Below are 19,729 nucleotides of genomic sequence, written 5' to 3' on the forward strand. Positions count from 1 at the left end.
TGGGAAAATAAGGATTGGGAGGGCCAATGGCCTCTGTAGAAATCACTGGGCTGAAGAAAGCCTTTGGTGCCGTTGAAGTCATCCACGGTGTTGACCTTCACATTGAGGATGGTGAATTTGTTGCTCTGGTTGGTCCATCCGGCTGCGGCAAATCGACTTTGCTGCGGATCATTTCCGGGCTGGAGCCGGCAAGCGAGGGGGAAATCAAGATCGACGGCAAAGTCGTCAATCACCTCAATCCTCGTGAGCGCAACATTGCGATGGTGTTCCAGAATTATGCGCTCTATCCGCATATGACGGTTGCCCGAAACATGGGCTTCAACCTGAAACTTTCCGGGCTCAAACGTCGCGAAATCGACATCAAGGTTCAAGAGGTGGCAAAGCTGCTCGAACTTGACGCGCTACTCGAACGTAAACCCGGACAGCTCTCGGGTGGACAGCGGCAGCGCGTTGCCATGGGTCGCGCAATCGTTCGAAACCCGGCGGTGTTTTTGTTCGACGAGCCGCTTTCGAACCTCGATGCGAAATTGCGGGTCCAGATGCGCTCCGAGATCAAGACACTTCATCAACGCGTCAAAACAACCTCTATATATGTAACCCATGACCAGATCGAAGCGATGACCCTTGCCGACCGGGTCGTGATTCTGAGCGGCGGCAATATCGAGCAGGTTGGCAGCCCTATCACTCTCTACAACTCGCCGCAGAATCTTTTTGTTGCCGGCTTCATAGGGACGCCCTCGATGAATCTGATCGATGCGACAATCGTCAAGACCGACAGTGGCTTGGCGGCTTTGTTTTCCGGTGGTCAATCCGTGCCGGTTCCCAGTCACCATCGTAGTTTGGCTGAACACCAGAAAGTCATTGTTGGAATGCGTCCCGAGCACTTTGCCCTGAATGCTTCTGGCGCTCCACTTTCGGGCACCACCAAACTTGTCGAACCTACCGGCGCCCAAACCCATGTGACTTTTGAGTTGGCCAACACCTCGGCGACCGCAGTCCTGGAAGGTGGGATAGACGTCGACATAGGCCAGACGCTCGCAGTCTCGATCGATCCCGAAAAGGTCCATATCTTCGATAAGGAAACCGGGCGTCGTGTCTAGCTGGCGCTGCGCGCTCACTCGAACATGGAGCGATCTATTGAGTTTTCGAGCTGGCGATCATCATGTTGCTTCAGGCATAGGCTTGCGGTCCAGAAACTGGTCTGGTGTCTTGGATGTTGCATTGATTGGGTCCGCGCCTGCCGCTTCAGTCACATATCATAAATAAATGGCCGACGCCGAAACCGTATAGGCGGCGGTAGCTATGGGAACCCGACGCAAAGAGGAGGATTGCAGCTTGAAAGTCCTGATTTCCGGCACCGGCTTTGCCGGACAAGGCCATGCTGATGCTTTTCGTGGGGCCGGTGCCGACGTCGTCGGCATCGTCGGCCGCACCGCGCATGTCGTGAGCGAGGTGGCCGCCAAAATGGCTATCCCGTATTCAGGCACCGACTGGCAACAAGCATTGAATGCCTGCCAACCAGATATCGTCGCCATTGCGACGCCGGGTGGTGCCCATTACGAGCCCATCAAGCAGGCCATCGAATTCGGGTGTCATGTGTTTTGCGACAAGCCGATGACAGCAACCAGCGACTCCGCAGTCGAGCTTTACAAACTTGCGCAGCAACATAACGTCAAGACAGCCTATGCCGCCAGCTTCCGCTACGCGCCGAGCGTTTTGCACGCCAGAAAATTGGTCGCGGCTGGCGCGATTGGCGAACCGGTTGAGGTTGAGTGCATGTCGCACTTCAACCTGGAGCATGAAATTCCCTTCGGATGGTCTCACCGCAAGGAAGACGGCGGCGGCCGCCTGAACAACAACTTCACCCATACGCTGTCCATCGTGACATCGGTTATCGGTGAAAACATCCTGTCAATCATCGGTGAAACCCGCGATGACCTCGGCCGCGCCCCAATCGTGGAGGGCGTGCACAATTTCGCAACGCGGCGTGACTTCATTCCCACGGACCTCGACGACCCTTCGCTCAAATGGGGGGAAAGCAACGTCGAATGGTCCTACACGGTGCTGGCGCAGATAAAGAGCGCGTTCGCCGAAAAACCGGTTTCGGTGCTGTTCAAGCATGGTGGACTGGTGCCCCGGTTCCACGAGGACCACATCGTATTCTACGGCACCGAAGGCGCGATTTACATCAAGGGCCACTATGGCAGTGGTCAGTTGTATCTGTGGGGCAAGGGCAAGACCTGGGAAGAATTGCCTCTGCCCCCGGAGATTGCCGCAACCGTGCCGCACGTCGCTGGTGCGACCGAGCAATGCTGGCACTATCTGGCGAGAGAGTTCGTCAGGGACATTCAAGGTGAATCTGTCGAACCCTACCCGACGTTCAGGGAAGGCAGCCAATACCAGCAGATCATCGATCTGATCCGCAACAACAGCAACTGGACGGACGTGACCGCACTGAACTGAATGTGACCTTCAACGGAGATTATCCCCATGAAAATTACTGATGCAAAAGTGTTCGTCGGCGGGCCCGGCAAGCCCTACGTCACGCTGAAGATCATGACCGACCAGGGCATCTACGGGCTGGGCGATGCGACGCTTAAGAGCCGCGAGACAGTGACTGCGACCTATCTGGAGAACTACCTGATTCCGAACCTGATCGGCAAGGACCCCCGCAACACCGAGGACATCTGGCAGTTCTTCTATCGCGGTGCCTACAACCGGGGCGGCCCGATTGCGATGGCGGCCATTGGCGGAATCGATATGGCGCTGTGGGATATCAAGGCCAAGCTCGCCGACCTGCCGCTTTATCAGCTGTTCGGTGGCAAAAGCCGCGAGGGCGCACTGGTCTATGGTCACGCCACCGGCTCCGACCTCGAAGACCTGATGGACTCGATCGCCTATTACGTTGATGAGGGCTACAAGGCGGTCCGCGTGCAATGCGGCATCCCCGGAATGCCGACTGCCAGCTATGGCGTCTCGGAGAAGAAGGGCGATTTCAAGAACTTCATCACCGATTTCAGTGGTATCCATCCCAAGGTGGAGATCTGGGACACTGATCGCTACATGCGTTACATGCCCGATGCACTGGCCCGGATCCGCGAGCGTTTTGGCCCGGATTTGAAAATCCTGCACGACGTGCATCACCGGCTGTTGCCGCGTGAAGCCGCCGAGTTCGCCAAAGCGGTCGAACCGGTGAACCTGTTCTGGCTTGAAGATCCGACCCCGGCTGAGGATCAAAACGCGCTGAAGCTTATGCGCCAGCATTCCACCGTGCCAATCGCCATCGGCGAGGTGTTCAATTCGATATGGGATTGCAACAAGCTGATCGAGAACGAGTTGATCGACTTCATCCGCGTTGCCGTCACTTATGCCGGCGGCATCACTCACGTCAAACGCATCGTCGATCTGGCGGGGCTGCATCACGTGCGCACAGGGTTCCATGGCGCGCCAAGCCACTCGCCGCTGTGCATGGCGGCTCACGCCCATCTCAACGCCTGGGCGCCGAATTTCGGCATTCAGGAATACCTCGTGCTCGGCACGTCCGAATGCGACGCGCTGTTCCCCTCAGCGCACAGGATGCAGAATGGAATGGTATATGTCAGCGACGCGCCCGGCCTGGGCGTCGACTTTGACGAAAAGGAAGCCGCGCGCTACAGCTACAAACCCGGCAGCCACCCGGTCGTGCGACTGGAAGACGGAACGCTCTGGAATTACTGAAGCCGCGTTGGAAACCGCGAGCGAACCGTTTATCCGGATACCGGCGCAATGTCCGATGAAGAGATCGGCTTGACGTTTCAGGTCGGGGTGCCAGGTTCCGTCGCTCGAATTGCGGCGGTCCTATGCGCCTGAATTGTGACAGATCAAGCTGACAGCGACAGGTTCAACGCCATGCAAACCGACCACCTCTCATGCCTGAAACAGGATTGTCCTGGCAAATGCCAATTTATTACGTCGCCACCGGAAGCGATATTAATTTCCCTCTCTGACAATTGGCAGGTCCCCAAACCACGAAACTAGCGGTCATCGTGGCCGCCATTCGGTGTAGTCGCGGACCCAGTTTTTGATCTCACGCTTTGATGCAGCATATGAATGGAGTTCTGCCGGACATTGTCTCATCAGGTTCTCTAATGGTAGAAAAATGAAGGTCGCCCAGGCGGTTCGGCTATCAAGGCGCGTCTGCTTGAAAGCCATGACAGATGCGAATATGAAATGAATTCGAATTGGAGTTGAGATCAGAACAATGAGCCAGACAAGAACACGGCTGATAGATGCAGTCGAACGTCTTAAGGATGATAATTTTGAAATGGGCCCAAACTGGAGCTCGTGTCATGACCTTTGCCAATCCAACGAGGGAAGTCCAGACCATGACTGGGTTCATGGATTTGTTCACCTCATCGAAGGCGACAAGTCGAACGCATCTTACTGGTATCGCAGAGCGGAAAAAACCCAGGCAAGCCATGAACTTGAAGCTGAATGGCAGAGCATTCTCAATGCGCTGAAACAAAAATAATCGAACTTTGAAAAGTGGAAGTTGAGACGCAACGGCTCAACTCACAGGCATTGGTTATTGGCAATTCCAAGGATACGATAAACTCGCATTCTTGAGTATCCGTATTGATCGAGCGATACTTTCCACCTTTGTAAATTCAATTTGTCTTGGCGCGCTTGATGCCCTCTCGTTGGCGTTCCTTGATAAATCGACGCTCCAACTGCGCCACCATGTCAAGCCCTGAGAGCACCATGTGGCCCATTTCACCGCGTGTCGAAACATGACGGTTAAGTATGGTGACGACTGCACCGCGCTGCTCGCATCCATGAATGATGTTCAAAACATCGCGTGTATGCCAAACAAAGCCAACAAAACAACCAACAAAAATGGTGGATGTAGGCACATCGTGTTGGACGATCCCGCACACAGAAATAGCGGGATTATCCATATCACATTGATTTTTATGATTGTTTTTGTACTGTACCGAACCTTGTCGAACAGTCAAATGGTGCCAGAAGAGGACTCGCATGTTTCTTCCAAGCATTTGAAAGGTTTAAGGTATTAGGCATGCGGTTTTGCCCTGTACCCCAGCCGATACCCCCGTTCTCGTTTTAATTTTAGGGTTCGAGTCTATATTGAGTACCAATGTTGATTTTCGTTGCGATACCCCTTGCTCCGGTAAGGCAATGGCACGATCTCGTCATTTGAGTAGTAGGAATGCGGGAAACTCAACGCCTTGCGCTTTAACGCCTGTTTCAAAAATGCCTTTCAGAGACTTTTGGCGGGACAGAAAGGGACAGGACGGTCTTTAGTAGCTACCAAGCCGCAAAGAGGCCTAAGCGCCGTCAGCGATCCAAAGCAAGACATTCATCTAATTTTCCCCCAAATCGGCTTTGTGTTCTTGGGTAGGGGTTTTTTCTTAAATGACGACGCCATCATTCACACCAGTCTGCTTTATACCCGGGTGTCCATTCACGCGCCAACCCTTCAGCCATGAGCACCGAGCCAGCCGTGCGTCCGTCTGGTAGCTTGACCCAGACCAAGGGACGTTTGCTTTGCGTGCTGTCTACATCACCAGAGTCGAACACCTGCACTCCGTCTATGGCAAGCAATTCGTCCATACGCGCCTTTACCGCCCTGCCGAGTTCCAATTCCTGCTGACAATCGGCGCTCCAAATTTCGGGCGTATAATAGCCTGATACGAAAGGTGCACCGTCTCCCACGCGGACGCCGAGCTACGCCCAAATTCGTGTCCAGTCCGCGAAGCCGAGCCGCGAAATCCCACCCGAATTGCGTCAAATCCGTGGAAGATAAGCCGTATGCTGCGCCAAATCGAAAAAGATTCGGAGAAAGCAACGATACATGCAAGTCTCTCTCTACGAATAATTCCATCTGGAGAATATCAGTTAATTTATCTTCAAAAGCGCTCGTTGATAAATAGAAGCGCAGTGAATGTTAATGGCGGGGGCCAATCCATGTTGAAACTCTCAGCAGCCATAGGGCTGGGCATAGCTTTATTGTGCAGTATTCAAACAAGCTATGCCCAGGTCCCCGGTGGTGCTGAAGCTGGCCGCGTAGAAGAGCGTTTCGAAGAACGTACTGCCCCTACGGTAAAACCCAAAGTCACCCGCGGCCTTGAAAGCACTACGCCTCCTTCAGAAGCAGCTTCAGTCTCTCTTCGCTTAAACGGCGTCACGGTGAAAGGCTCCACCGTATACAGCAGCAACGACTTGTCAGTCATATACAGTGATCTTATCGGCAAACAGGTCACCCTCGCGCAAGTTTTCGACATCGCTGCTCAAATCACCGCCAAGTATGGGCAGGACGGGTATCTGCTTTCGCGCGCAATTGTACCCCCACAGGAACTTGATCCTGCTGGCGCATCCATCACGATACAAATCATTGAAGGCTATGTGGATGAAGTGCGTTGGCCGGAAGGCGTGACGTCCTATCGCAATTTCTTTGACTCATATAGTGCTGCTATCACTGCCGACCGACCACTCAATAATCGGACGTTGGAGCGCTACCTGCTTCTGGCCAGTGACCTGCCCGGCCTCAAGTTCGAGTCAAACCTGGTTGCCTCTGAGACCACTCCCAATGCATCCACCCTCATTATCACCATGACCGAGACGCGAGCTGATGGATATGTCTCAATCGATAATCATGGAGTTGAAGCCAGCGGGCCGTATCAGGCCACCATCGGCGGTGGGCTCAATAACACCTTGCGTATTCACGAGCGCATTGAAGGGGCTTTCACCGCCGCAGGTCCATCTGAGGATGATGATCTGGAACTTAATTACTTTGCCTTTAGCTATGAACAGGTACTTACCGCAGAAGGTCTAACTTTCTTCATCAACGGAAATTATAGCCAAGGCTATCCTGGCACTGAAGCGTTGCGAGCGCTTGACTATGAAACCGAAGGTCTCAATATTTCCGCTGGCGTATCGTTTCCGTTTATCCGAACCCGCTCGGAAAATCTCACTGGCCTGATTGCCTTTGATTTCAAAAACTCCGAGTCATTGAACCTTGGCATGATGGCCACTGAAGACCGGTTGCGCATTATTCGCGGTGAACTCGATTATGAGAAAGCTGATGAGTTCAATGGCGTTACCCAACTGAACCTCTCAGCCAGCCATGGCATTGAAGGCTTGGGCAGCACTGAAAACGGCAATCCGATGGCCTCACGCATTCCCGGCGTGGTGGATTTCTTCAAAGTCACAGGCACACTCTCTCGCACCCAACAGCTTGGCAATCGAAACAGCTTGTATCTCAGCGGATTTGCCCAGTGGACTGATGACCCACTCTTGTCTTCGCAAGAGTGCGGCTATGGTGGCCGTACCTTTGGTCGCGGCTTCGACTCCTCCATCATCACCGGCGACCGGTGTTTTTTAACAACGCTGGAATTCCGGCATGACCTGCCGGTTTCTGGCACAGTACTCAAATACGCTCAGCCATATGCGTTTGTTGATTTTGGCCACATCACTAACATTGATGCGCCATTGGGTACGCCGGACAATGATAATGGCACCTCGGCTGGTCTTGGCATTCGTTTCGGCAAGGGCAGTTTCTCGGCTGATTTGGCTGTCACACAAATCATTGATGAGCCCAATAGCCAAACCAGTCTTGATGACACCAGAGGGTGGTTCAAAACTGCCTTCAGATTTTAGGAGTGCATGTGGTGAAACGATTAAAGAAGCGCCTCCATGCGACCTCTGCTCTCACACCCGCGCTGCTCTTGGCTGCCACCGTGTATGCTGCCGCGAACCCGCTTGATGGGAAGGTGGTATCAGGAGATGCCACTATTACCGCCCCAGACCCACAAACCTTGAGCGTGACCCAAACCACTGACCGCGCCATTATCAACTGGCGTGAGTTTAATATCGAGGCAGGAGAGACAACCCGTTTTGTGCAACCAGGCTCCGAGTCCTGGACACTTAACCGCGTGACTGGCTCGAATGATCCATCCCGCATCCTTGGCAACCTGGAAGCCAATGGGAATGTGATTATTGTCAATCCTGACGGCATTCACTTTGGCGCAGGCGCGCAAGTGGACGTCAATCGTTTAATTGCGACCACCAGCGGTATCAGCAATGAAAACTTCAATACCGGCAATCTGATATTTGACCAAGCGGGCAATGCCTCAGCTTCCATCGTCATTGAAGCAGGTATTAGTGTTAAGGACTATGGCTTGGCCGCGTTTGTGGCACCATCTGTACGCAACTCCGGTACCATCACAGCACGGCTTGGCACTATTAATCTTGCTTCTGGCAACAGCTTCACCATTGACCCTTATGGGGATGGGTTGGTGAAGCTTGCTATTGATGATGAGATCAGCGCTGAAGTGTTTGATGTGGCCACTGGAAAACCGGTCTCTGATCTGGTGAAGAATGAAGGCACATTGAAGGCCGATGGCGGCACCGTTGCAATGTCAGCGGCTACGGCACGGCTGGCGGTGAATTCGGTGATTAACAATACCGGCGTCATTGAGGCAAATACGGTTAGGATGCGCGGCGGAAAGATCATTCTGGGGGCGCAGACGCGGTCGACAAAAGTCGCCGGAGCGCCGCAGCAGGTAGTGCGCCTTTCTGGACCCCTGTCCGCCACGACCTACGAGCCGATCACAAAAGTAGTGCTGCCCAAGCGCCGTCCTGAGGAAAAGGGACAGATTGTCGTCACCGGTGAGGTCATATTGGGAACTTCGGCAACCATCAATGTATCAGGTAATGATGGTGGTGGAGCCGTTCTGATTGGTGGGGACTATCTTGGAGGTAACGCGACGCCAGAGACCATGGCTGAATACGGTATTGCCTATTCAGCGTTTCCAGTTCCAACCGCCGACTTTGTGGTGTTGGAAGAAAGCGTAACAATCACCGCAGATGCGACCGACAACGGAGATGGTGGCAAGGTGGTAGTCTGGTCAAATGAGGCAACGCTGACATCCGCAACAATTACTGCGCGTGGAGGCTCAAACGGCGGTGACGGCGGGTTTATTGAAACCTCGGGCAAAAACTACCTCTCGGTGCTCACCGCTGCTGATGCTTCAGCTTCAAATGGCAAGGTTGGTAGCTGGCTTATGGACCCGGTCAACATTCGAATCGTTGACGGGCTTGAACAGTATCTGGACATCATGCCAAACCAATTTTGGGGTCAATTCCCTGTGAATGGTACGCTCGTAGACGTGTTTGCTGACTTTTACGTCCCAGTCGATCAATACAATTTGGTTCCCGACGGATTCGGTGGATTCACACGTATTGATAGTCACAGTTCTGCTTCCATCATAGATGCTGCTACCATCGAGACTGCGCTCAATAGTGGCACTGCGGTATTCATTACTAATGTAAACTCGTTGGGTGATGATGCCGGATGGATTTCAATTGAAGCGGACATAAACAAGACAAGTGGCGGGGACGGCATCCTCGGGTTTAACTCGGTTGACGATATTGTGATTGCAAGCGGAGTTGATATTACTTCGACCTCAGGAAGACTTCTCTTGAGCTTCGCATCGGCAGAGGGGCAGATTCGCGGGAACAATACCGGCTTCGTCGATACCAATGGCGGGCTGGTGCTATTGGCAGCCAAAGAAGGGGCAAACATCTCAGCCGCTGGGTTCGGTTCAGATGTTGGCAATCCAAGCGCAATTCAGATCGACATTCAGAACTATCCGTCTTCTTCAGGTTCATATGAACTGAGTTCTGCCGGAGGTGGGTTTGTTAACTTTTCCTACAACGCTGCCACTGCAACATTCGGCCAGAACTCCATCAATCTTGGCGGTACCCCGATATCGCTGCAGCTGATCATGGATCACAATGCTGTGCTGGCAGATGGTGCAATCACTGATACGAGCCAGTCGCAGATTGTGTTCCTGTTCATCGATCCAGCAAGCACATTGACAGCTACGCAGCCAGGTAACAATGTCGCCGAAATTAACTCCAATGGACTCGTGGCGGCCGGAAGCCAAGCAGGTGTGGGTGGAGAGCTCAATGTGCTGCCGTTGCTTGAGGTGGCGGAGTCGATGAACCCAGTGACGCAATGTGCAGGGATTACGTGTGTGCCTGTGACACCGGTGGTGGTGCCGCCGGTGCCGCCGGTGGTGTCGGATCCGGAGTTACTGTTAGGCACTGCGCAGTCCACCCCCCCGTTTCTTGAGGACGCTGTTCCAATTGTGATTAGAACTCCTGGGTATGATTCATACGGAAACAAGATTGACTTGTGGTCCGGCCGATTGTCGAACACCAATGCGGCTTCTGCGTTATTGACATATGCAAATTTAGCGAACGGAATTTACGACAATGCGAAATCAATTGATGGCTGGAATTTGCAGAAATCTTGGAAAGATATACTGAGAGATGGGTTCGCGGCACAGGGAATTGTTGAGAAAGCACAGCTTGAAATAGTTATGCTAACATTGAGTGCATCAGGTTTTAACGCAGCAATTTACGAAAAAAATGGCGAAATTGCCTTGGTATTTGAAGGGAGCGCTACACTATTTAGCGGTGTGCCTATTGTTTCATTTATGGCGGATTATGTAGGCACCAATCTTCCTCAATTAATTTTTGGAGATCGGGATCTCAACCAATATGATTTTGCGCTCATTTTTGCCAATTTTGCGCAAGCCGAGTACAGTGGGAAACAATTAACCACTGTTGGCCACTCGTTGGGTGGTGGTTTGGCTCAATATGTAGCCAGTGAGAATAGCCAAATTAAATCGGTAACTTTTAACGCTGCTGGATTGGGGCCATCAAAAGGTGTTGCCCCGAGTAATTTATCGAATGTGATTAATGTGAGGCTAGCAGGTGACCCCGTTAGTGCAGTACGGAACCAAATCGGATCAACAAAATATACTTTTAGCACCTCAAAAATTAACAAGCATTCTATAAAAAATATTATAAATTCGTTAGAGGAAAATTTAAATAACAACAATGGAAGCTGGTGATTTTGTTAATTAATGTTAATTATATTTACAATTTTTATAATTATCACTGGGATAAGAAAATATGTGATAGGATGAAATAATGGAAGCTTGGCAATCTTATTTGAAATGGCCGTACGTCCTTGTTTTCGATATTTAAAGCTAAAAAATATAGAAAAAAAGCATAATATTGTATGACTAGTCAAAGATATCCACAAGAATATTGAAGATAAAATATCACCTGTGATATTTATTGTTGGCGAAGTGAAATATCCGTACACATAGAAATAACCACCATAAATTAACATTATTATCCAGAAAAATTGTAATACATAAAAATTATCAATTTTTTTTGAGAGATACTTCATAGATAAATTATACAGGTTACGTACACAAACCTATATTACGATGTGGATAAACAGCAATAATATTATTTGTCTATACATTTCAGCCAATTTTAGATTATCTAGTAGATGCCCAACTTATAACTGAAATCAGAAAAGTCTAGCTCAACCATCTCTTCCCAATAACTATACCGGTCATTCATCGCAGCAACGCCAGATGCGTGATTGAGTACCCGTTCCGCCATGCGAATGGCGAGAGTTCGGCCAGCCCGACCTTTCCGAGACTCGAAATGGCGGTTACGATGTCTGGCAGCGTAACGCCAAGGCATCAACTCGTCCAGCTTGGTGAACTTGTGATCGGCGATACGGCTGAGGACGTGGGTGAGCCAGGCCTGCGGACCGCCGCCGTTGAGTCAAAGAACGTTGTTATCAAACAACCGACCTACCAGAAAACGCCTTCCCTTGCTGTCCATCCACCATCAGCTTGATAAACATGTCATAGTTGGCCAGGTTCACCAGATCGGGTGGCTGCGGAATATCACGCGCAAAATGCTTGGTAAGAATGGCGGCATCACTAGCCCCGACCCGAAATGAAATCAACGTTCCCACATTACCAAAGATGGCTTCCCGGACTTCATTATCCAGTTGCGACGTGTATTGGTGGGCTAACACTAATGCCAGACCATGCTTGCGCAATTCGGACAGCATGTCGGCAAAGGCTGTGGTCGTGAATGAATGGAATTCGTCAACATAGAGCAGAAATGGCCGCCGCTCGCTCTCCGATTGATTCTGACGGCTATACGCGGCCAGGGCAACGGATGAGACAATCAAACCGCCCAGGATGTTGGCAACATCAATCCCCAGCCGCCCCTTGGACAGATTGACGATCAATGTCTGGCCCTTATCCATGATGCTACGAAACCGCAGGGGTTTCTCCGGCTCACAGACGGCCCGGCGTACCAGGGGATGGGCCATAAAAGCCCCTAACTTGTTGGCGATTGGAGCTACCCCATCGGCGGCGGTTTTGTAGTTCATGTTGGGAAATTCGCTGGTCCAGAAGTGTCGCACTTGCTCATCCGTTACCGTGGTCAATACTTGCTTCCGAAACTCAGTTTGCAAAAACAGCGGCATGATATCCCGCAGGGTTGAACCTGGTCGAGAAAGCAAAGCCAGCAAGGCATAGCGCAATAGATGTTCCATTCTGGCCCCCCAGGCATCGGCCCATTGTTTCTTGAGGGCATCAATCAGGCCAGAGGCGACCAATGGGCGGTATGGTTCTGATACATAGGTCAGCGGATTGTATCCGTAGGGACAGGCTGGATCAGCGGCGTCCCAGTACAGGCAATTGTCACCGGCCTGCTTATGGACAGATTGAGCCAGATCACCATGCGGATCAATCAGGCAGAACCCCTGACCACGATTGATATCCTGAGTGGCCATGGTGCGCATCAGACTGGATTTACCTGTGCCCGTCTGGCCTATAATATACGAATGAAACAGCCGGTCTGCCTGACGCATACCAAACAGCCGGTCCGGTGGTCGGCCCCGTGTCTGGCCAATCGTGGTGATAATTTCCCGGGCCGATTTCACAGGCGTTTATGATTAGCCCGGCAATCCTCTGTGCCCAACGCGGCTCCGCGATAGCCATCCATGAACATCTCGTAGATGCGGTGGGCTTCTGGTGAGTTGGCAGCTTCAATCACTTGCTCAAGGTGACGAGCTTCGATCTCTGAAAATGCTTCAGAATCACTCGTCTTTTCCGCCAACCCAGCCCCGGTTTGCTGGTTTGGCATTTCGTGACTGGTTCGAGAAGTGGGTGGAGACTGTGCACAACAGAAGCCACCCACCGCAACCTCGGTGGCCCGAAGCCAATTCGATGGCTCAACAGTGACGTTTTTGTTGACGACTGTACGGTTCGAGGTGGCTATTTCGACCAGTTCCCGTTTTTCAGCCGGATTGGCAAAATGATAGTGCTCGGCAAGGTTTTTTATCCGTTCGAGAAATTTGTGCACTCGTTCGGAATCGGTGCGATTGGTGGCGGCCGTTTCCATCTTTTCGTTCAAGGCGGCCTGCTCCAATAAAAACTTTTCCTTCCGCTTGGCAAAATTGTCAGCATCAATGATTCCAGTAATTGCGGCGTCTTCCAGTTTGGTGATTTTTTGTGTCACCTGCGCCAGTTGCATGGCACCGCTGCTGTGTCTTCCAGAGTTGGTCTTGGTGCGGCACCATTGCTCCACTCGCTGGTTGATCGTTGTCTGGTGTTGCGGTGAGAGTTTGATTTTCCCCAGCACCTTGGCAATTGCCCTATCAAGCGGTTCTTCGCGGACGCTGTTTCCCCGGCACGCTACTGACTGACAGCGGTAATAGACATAGGCCTTTTGCTTTTCCGGAATCATGGAGTATCGGCAAGTGGCGCAGCGGAACAGCCCGCGAAACAGGTGATTGTGGCGCGTGGTTTTCTTGCCGCTTTTTCCGGCACGCACTTCGGCTACCCGCTGAAACAAGGCGGTGGCGATCAGTGGCTGGTGGGCACCCTGATAAGTTTCACCGGTGCGATGGATGCGGATGAGTCCGGTATAGAAAGGATTGGCCAGGAATTTCTCAACACACCCTTTCGACAACGGCTCTCCAGATGAGCGGTGTAGTCCACGGGGGGCCATTTCATAGCGCAAGGAATGAAGCGAGTATTGCCCGGTCGCATACAGCTCAAACGCCGTTTTGACCAACGGCCCGGAATGTGGATCAATCGTTTTGAGCTCATTACCCCCATTGTTACGATAGCCGATGGGGGCTTTGAAAGGATAGTAGCCACGCTTCAATTGCCCTCGCTGACCTTTATGGATTTCGGCTTTCAGATTGCGAACATAGTCTTCGGCCACTGCCATCTGGATATTGGCGGTCAGCCGTCCGCCCCGTGACTGGAAATCGAGGCTTTCGGTCGCGAAATGAACGTTGATGCCACTGTCGGCTAACTCACCGATTTTGGCCCAGTCAAAGAAATTCCGCGCTGATCGGTCAATCTTGTGCATGACAACGCCGCTGGCTTTGCCAGCTTTGAGAGCTTTTAGCAGACTGTTAAAAACCGGGCGGCCAGATTTGGCAGCCGTTTGCTGCTCCTCGAACCATTGGCTGATGGTGATGTTGTTGGAACCAGAAAACCGAAGAATGGCATCTTTTTGCGCGTCCAAGGATACACCCTCACCCTGTCTGTGGGAGGAGACGCGGACATAGCCAAAACAAGATTTCATATATCAGTGGGATTATCCTCAGACTCTACCAAATCCTGGCCATCTGTCGAATCGGGATCGTCTTTCCAGGGCCAGGTGCCCTCTCTGATCATGCGTTGATGGACGCGTTCACACAGCGCCAGATAGCGCTCCAGCTCCGGCGGTAGATTGTTTTGGTGGCTTTGCATGGACCTAGTCTAGCGGCGTGGATCATAGCTGCCAGAAGGCCTGATATGCCGGATTGGCAATTGGTGCCTACTTGTTTTGAAATGCCGAAAGGGTAACCTGACAGGACGATAGGAAAGAGTTACCAGTATAAATCTACCACCAGTTTAGTCGGAGCGTTGGTGGAGGGGTTTCACCCCTCCTGCTCCAAGCGGCTTCGGGCTGAACTGGTGGTACTGAGTTCTTTGACACAGGTAGAAATTTATTAGACTGGGGCAATTGCGTCTGGTGTTCCTGTCGGCCAAGTCAGTGGTTGCCCGAACTGTAATCATAATATGTATGAATGCACAATTCGCACTGGACCTGAAGGTGGCCCGTCGCAAATCAGGTCTGACGCAACAAGATTGCGCCCATTTATTAGACGTTAATCCGAGCCGGATATCGAGGCTGGAATCCGGCAGAAGCACGCCTTCAGTGCAGGAAATTTGTACCCTGTCGCTGATCTACGGGAGGTCTTTTGAAAGCCTGTTTGCCTCGATGTTCGAACGCGCCCGGAAACTCGTTCATCAACAGCTGTCCTCGTTGCCAGATTGCCCGAAGGCGTGGCTGGGACGATTTAACCGTAACCACACCTTGAACAGTCTCCCGAGCCGTTTAGCGGTCTCATCCAAAAATGAGCATGGCCGGGTATAAAGTGCTGGGCGTCGCCGCCGCGACCGGGAAGGTCGGCTACGCTTTGTTGGAGGGAGAACGCCTGATTGATTGGGGCCTGTCCAAGGTGGCAAGTAAATCACCGGCACAGGTGGCTGCCAAAACCAGCTATTGGATTGATCTCCTCAAACCCGATGCGTTCGTGTCCGAACGGCTCACCAAGCGCATGCGCAAGCATGGCCTGACCATCAAGCTCCTGGCTGCTATCGCCAAGGCAGCAGAAGATGCTCCAGTCATCAATGTAACTGTGCCACGCCTGCGGCTACACAAGAACAAATATGAAGAGGCAGAGGCGCTGACCAGACGGTTTCCCGATCTGAAATCACAGCTGCCAGAAAAACCACCCTGCTGGCTACCGGAGCCACGCAGCATGATCTTTTTTGAAGCTTTGACACTCGCCTTGTCGCTCACGCTGACCGATGAGGCAGCATAACGTTCTTTTTGAACACCACTCCTTTGGCGGGTGGTGTTTTTCTGTGGAGTTCGGCCACACCTCGCGATTGGTTCGTCATGGCCTCTCACTCCGCGAGAAACCGCCAGTCAAGGGTGAAACCATCAAGTGGCCCGGCAGGCCCTTGATTGGCGGTTTATCGTGGAATATCAGACTGACCGAACCTGGTCGCCTTCGCCACTGCCGGAGAGACGGGCAAGGTTAGCTCCCAATCCCCTCTCTCGTCACAATCCGCAGTTTCAAATTGGGAATACCCCAATGCCGCTGGAAGGCTTTGGATTGGATCAGACTGTCATAGGCCGCCTGCTTTAACTGCGTGCTGGAGACCCGGATAGTGTTTCGACGCCTCGGGCTGGTGCGTTCGCATTCCAGCGCCCAAAAGCGATATTTCTGCTGGCCATCAATCAGATATTCGATGCCATAGAGGGCATCGGGGATGATGTGGGTGTTCAGCGCTGAGCGCAGACCGGGCAGCCCTTCCCCAGGCCGGATGGTGACCGGAGCCGACAGCGGATTGGTAGCTTGCTGAACCGGTTTGGGTGCCTTGGCCAGAATTTCATCAACCGGGACAAACCGCTGGCCGGGGGTAACGATTGTGGCCATTTCCACTGTCAGCAGCGCTTCAATGATCATCATGGTATGCAGGAACTGCGGATTGTATCGAGGGCGGGTGCGCCGGGAAAACGTAACGGCGCGGGTTGGCAGTTGATCCAGGGCAACCAGATAGGCCTGGCCTGCCTCCGAAATTTCATACAGCATTGAAGTGCAGCGGCTATCGAATTGGCTGGCCTGAAAGGACGGTCGATTGATATAGCCCGTCTCATGATAGAGATCACCCAAGCGTTCAGTGAAGCGTTTGGCTGACTGGGGTTGTATTAAGGCCAAAAGCTGGGATTGCCGAAGAAAACGATAGCGATGGAGCCAGCCCAGGATGTCGCAATCGCGCGCGCCCAGTATGAGGCGTTTTCCAGTGTGGCAACGCCTGAAGCGCAAACGGCGGCCCAGCCGGTCATGGCGGGGGTCTTTGGTGGCGTTTTGATGGTGGTCGATAGTCATGGCGGTAGACAACCAGCATACCGGTCGTTTGTCACCGTTTGCTATGGTCAATGATGGGTCGCCATGGATTGGGAAAGTGAAACATGTTCATGGAACATTTTTTGCAAAAAAACACCGCCATTGGGGGCGGTGTTTCAGAGCAGGCGCTGTTGCGGATTGTCCGGATCGGCAATGCCATAGATCTCCCGCGCCATAGCAATGGTGATCTTTCCGGCATAGAGCGGCGGCTCGATGACGTGGTTGACTGTTCGCCAGCCGCCTTAGATGCGCAATCCCGCGCCCATGACGGTGAAGGAGAGTTCTCCCGACGCGCTCCGGCCGCCGAATATACCAAGAATGTCCTTCAGAGCGGCCGTCAGTTGCTCATCGGTCATGCCTTCCTTGATGGCCACACCCAATTTTCGTGGTAGCGCTGCGGTGGCGCTATTCCCAAATTCTGGGCCAGTCCGAGAAATCCTACTCGAATTGCATCAAATCCGTGGAAGACTGGCCGTAATTGACGTCAAACCGAAAAAGTTTGGGGTAAAGAAACGATCCATGCCAGTCTCTCATTTCGAAGAACGCCACATGAGGGGCATCAGCATAGTTGCCAAGTTTGGGTGTTGATAAAATTAAGTCCCAATATATGGATTTAGGAGGTCGGTATGGTGATTGGATCGGTGAATATTTTGAATGTATTTCGGTTTATTGCCGGAGCGATGGCAATTTTTCTCACAATATTCCCTGTTGGGATTTCAGCTACGGCAGCGCAGAACAAATACTCTCAGTTGAACCTCGAACCGCTTAAAACCAAAGACTGGAGAGGCTTGACGGCGAAACTCAGAAATTGCGCAGCAATGAAAGACGAAAACCTCGTACCTGGTGGTTCAATTACGGTTAGCTTTTCACTTGCTCAAAATGGAAGAATTGTAGCGGGCTCAATTGAGCTGATTTCTCCAAGTTCTATAGCAACACCAGAAGTGCTGCAAAACATTGAAAATGCCATCCGCCAATGCGAGGGGACGGGCTTCGTCTTACCCCCCGAAAAATATGTGCTCTGGAAAAACGCTAGTATATTTCTAGACCCAAATCGGCGTCAGATTTTACCACTATCGATGAAATACTGCGGAGACTGGAGCAGCATTATAAATTATAATGCAGTTTGGAAAGTTAATTATTGCCTTCATGAAGGAATGGATGTTTCAGAAATAAATAACGACGGAGAATTTTTTCCACAAGCAATATTGAGAAATCCAACTCAGGAAACTGTAGAAATATTAGATATATTAGTAAATAACGGCCTAAATCTAAATATAAAAGATAAACAAGGACAAACTGCTCTACACTATGTTCAAGCATCAACTCAGAACAATTTTGCGGAAGTCATAGGAACAAAACTGATCAAATATGGATCTGACGTTAATATTGCAGATATTTACGGATCAACGCCTTTGCATCTAACCGGTTATAATACGGCGAAATTTATCAGGACATTAATCCAATCGGGTGCTAATATAAATGCTGTTGACTTGGACGGCTTGACGCCTCTGTATGGTTTGGTTTTTTTTAAAAATGCAGAAGGCGTTCGAGCCATGCTTGATGCTGGCGCGGATCCATCGATCGGTCATAAGAGAATATGGCGAGTGGTCGTGGAAAATGGCTTAATGAATACTCAACCGTATAGCGACCTCAAGCCCCGACTCGAAGGTGCATCCGATAGCATTTCGCAAAACAACACATCAAATAGCTATGTGCAGGCGCTGGATAATAATTTATCTTTATCCGATATGCTGACGAAACAGATGCAACTGTCCGGCTCGCTCGTTCCTTTCCCCAACGCAGAATTCTCGCGAGACTTTGATGGAATATGGTCGACCCCCGATTGTTCAAGCGCCGAATCTAACACCAAAATTATCGCTGGCAGAATAATAGTCGAATTCTATGTTTTGAAAACAGACGAAAAGAAATATTTTTCAAGAATATTCTATATTACTGGGGCTAAATATTCGCTTGTAAATGGGTATATACGCTGGGAAATAAGACAAAAGATACCGTTAAAGGGATTGGATTTTGAAATACCTCAAACGATAGTCGTTGGGGATGGTATGTTGCGTGATCCTGAGGTCGGCGAATATGCTAGATGTGATTATGCAAATCCTCAAATAAATCTTGTATTTAGCGAGGCATTATCTCTCCTCTCGCACATAAATCAAATCGGAATAAGCTGTAGTGGTGCGAACGCCCGAATCTGTTTATCTACTATTATTACGGCGTTTGATGTATCCGGTAATGGAATTCTATCAAAGGCAGAAATAGCTCGAATAATTAGGGCGTTGTCGTTCTTTGTGACCTACTACTCTCACGATGGGCCTGCAGTTCCAATTGAAAAATTGATGGTAGGCGTGGCGATGTCTGCGATTGTTGGGCCATACATTGCATCGACACTGATCGAGGGCAGTGATTACAATGATGATGGTGGCCTTGATATCGATGAGTTAATGGTTGATCGTTATAATAGTAGCGTAGATGGCGCGGTGGGGTCTCTTAGGACTGGTGCTTTGGATTCATTTGCTGATTTGGTGAGCTCTGGGCTATCGCAAATTCTACCAATTGTACTCGGCATGGGCAGATAATATGACTATTATTTCACCGGCCATATGTGTCGGTGGCGTATAAATATATCTTCAATGTCCAAGGCGAAAAGGCCCGCGAACAAGGCAATTTGCAACTAACGTTTGGCAGCGCGTTTGATACAGCGGTCGCGTCCGACAACAAGAAAGTCAATTTCATTGTTGGTATCCTTGGTGTTCTGCATTTGGTGAGCCTCGGAATGTCGCTCTTCTGGGATTGACCGGCCATTTGTCACCGTTCGCTATGGTCGATGATGGATCGTGGTGG

15 protein-coding genes and 2 pseudogenes are annotated in these 19,729 nt (G+C 51.2%); 10 read left to right on the forward strand and 7 right to left on the reverse strand.

The genetic code is table 11. The features are described 5' to 3' along the window. Window positions 1-26 precede the first annotated feature (26 nt). From RAL88_RS12845 to RAL88_RS12860, 4 genes are all read left to right on the forward strand, one after another. Window positions 27-1,100, forward strand: coding sequence for an ABC transporter ATP-binding protein (locus RAL88_RS12845; protein WP_306263942.1), 1,074 nt, complete (start codon window positions 27-29; stop codon window positions 1,098-1,100). A 235-nt stretch (window positions 1,101-1,335) separates the two neighbouring features. Further along, window positions 1,336-2,463: a Gfo/Idh/MocA family protein gene (locus RAL88_RS12850; protein ID WP_306263944.1), complete on the forward strand. Its 1,128-nt coding sequence runs from the start codon at window positions 1,336-1,338 to the stop codon at window positions 2,461-2,463. Window positions 2,464-2,490: 27 nt separating this feature from the next. After that, window positions 2,491-3,717 carry a D-mannonate dehydratase ManD gene (gene manD / locus RAL88_RS12855; protein WP_306263945.1) on the forward strand — a complete coding sequence of 409 codons (1,227 nt, stop codon included), beginning with the start codon at window positions 2,491-2,493 and terminating at the stop codon, window positions 3,715-3,717. A gap of 523 nt (window positions 3,718-4,240) precedes the next feature. After that, a complete protein-coding gene (locus RAL88_RS12860; RefSeq protein WP_306263947.1) occupies window positions 4,241-4,510 on the forward strand; it encodes a hypothetical protein in 270 nt (89 codons plus the stop codon). Between the two features lie 139 nt (window positions 4,511-4,649). Here the strand turns inward: RAL88_RS12860 and RAL88_RS12865 are convergent. Then, a pseudogene (locus RAL88_RS12865) lies at window positions 4,650-4,841 on the reverse strand (recombinase family protein); the annotation flags it as partial. A gap of 583 nt (window positions 4,842-5,424) precedes the next feature. After that, window positions 5,425-5,712, reverse strand: a complete 288-nt coding sequence (locus RAL88_RS12870) for a thermonuclease family protein (protein ID WP_306263949.1) — start codon at window positions 5,710-5,712, stop codon at window positions 5,425-5,427. Between the two features lie 96 nt (window positions 5,713-5,808). Between RAL88_RS12870 and RAL88_RS12875 the strand changes: the two genes are divergently transcribed. Further along, a complete protein-coding gene (locus RAL88_RS12875) occupies window positions 5,809-7,656 on the forward strand; it encodes a ShlB/FhaC/HecB family hemolysin secretion/activation protein (RefSeq protein WP_306263950.1) in 1,848 nt (615 codons plus the stop codon). Window positions 7,657-7,667: 11 nt separating this feature from the next. Continuing rightward, a complete protein-coding gene (locus RAL88_RS12880; RefSeq protein WP_306263952.1) occupies window positions 7,668-10,922 on the forward strand; it encodes a filamentous hemagglutinin N-terminal domain-containing protein in 3,255 nt (1,084 codons plus the stop codon). A gap of 442 nt (window positions 10,923-11,364) precedes the next feature. Here the strand turns inward: RAL88_RS12880 and RAL88_RS12885 are convergent. From RAL88_RS12885 to RAL88_RS12900, 4 genes and pseudogenes are all read right to left on the reverse strand, one after another. Then, window positions 11,365-11,643: pseudogene (locus tag RAL88_RS12885) on the reverse strand (transposase domain-containing protein); the annotation flags it as partial. 28 nt (window positions 11,644-11,671) lie between these two features. After that, a complete protein-coding gene (locus tag RAL88_RS12890; protein ID WP_306263954.1) occupies window positions 11,672-12,760 on the reverse strand; it encodes a type IV secretory system conjugative DNA transfer family protein in 1,089 nt (362 codons plus the stop codon). 68 nt (window positions 12,761-12,828) lie between these two features. Continuing rightward, a complete protein-coding gene (locus RAL88_RS12895) occupies window positions 12,829-14,490 on the reverse strand; it encodes a recombinase family protein (protein WP_306263956.1) in 1,662 nt (553 codons plus the stop codon). Beyond that, window positions 14,487-14,657, reverse strand: a complete 171-nt coding sequence (locus RAL88_RS12900) for a hypothetical protein (RefSeq protein ID WP_306263958.1) — start codon at window positions 14,655-14,657, stop codon at window positions 14,487-14,489. Before RAL88_RS12900 ends, RAL88_RS12895 begins: the two co-directional genes overlap by 4 nt. 316 nt (window positions 14,658-14,973) lie before the next feature. Here RAL88_RS12900 and RAL88_RS21715 point away from each other — a divergent pair, with 316 nt between their 5' ends. Together RAL88_RS21715 and RAL88_RS12905 are read left to right on the forward strand one after the other, a co-directional pair. Beyond that, a complete protein-coding gene (locus tag RAL88_RS21715) occupies window positions 14,974-15,327 on the forward strand; it encodes a helix-turn-helix transcriptional regulator (protein WP_371932097.1) in 354 nt (117 codons plus the stop codon). Beyond that, window positions 15,314-15,778: a hypothetical protein gene (locus tag RAL88_RS12905; RefSeq protein ID WP_306263960.1), complete on the forward strand. Its 465-nt coding sequence runs from the start codon at window positions 15,314-15,316 to the stop codon at window positions 15,776-15,778. The genes RAL88_RS21715 and RAL88_RS12905 overlap by 14 nt, the downstream gene beginning before the upstream one ends. A gap of 219 nt (window positions 15,779-15,997) precedes the next feature. Here RAL88_RS12905 and RAL88_RS12910 read toward each other — a convergent pair whose 3' ends face one another. Further along, window positions 15,998-16,852, reverse strand: a complete 855-nt coding sequence (locus RAL88_RS12910; protein ID WP_306263962.1) for a replication-relaxation family protein — start codon at window positions 16,850-16,852, stop codon at window positions 15,998-16,000. 83 nt (window positions 16,853-16,935) lie between these two features. Between RAL88_RS12910 and RAL88_RS12915 the strand changes: the two genes are divergently transcribed. After that, a complete protein-coding gene (locus RAL88_RS12915; protein WP_306263964.1) occupies window positions 16,936-17,262 on the forward strand; it encodes a hypothetical protein in 327 nt (108 codons plus the stop codon). A gap of 234 nt (window positions 17,263-17,496) precedes the next feature. Beyond that, entirely contained in the window at window positions 17,497-19,464 is a 1,968-nt protein-coding gene (locus RAL88_RS12920; RefSeq protein ID WP_306263965.1) for an ankyrin repeat domain-containing protein, read from the forward strand. Window positions 19,465-19,729: the final 265 nt, after the last annotated feature.

It is taken from the genome of Pararhizobium sp. IMCC3301 (genome assembly GCF_030758315.1).
GTDB lineage: Bacteria > Pseudomonadota > Alphaproteobacteria > Rhizobiales.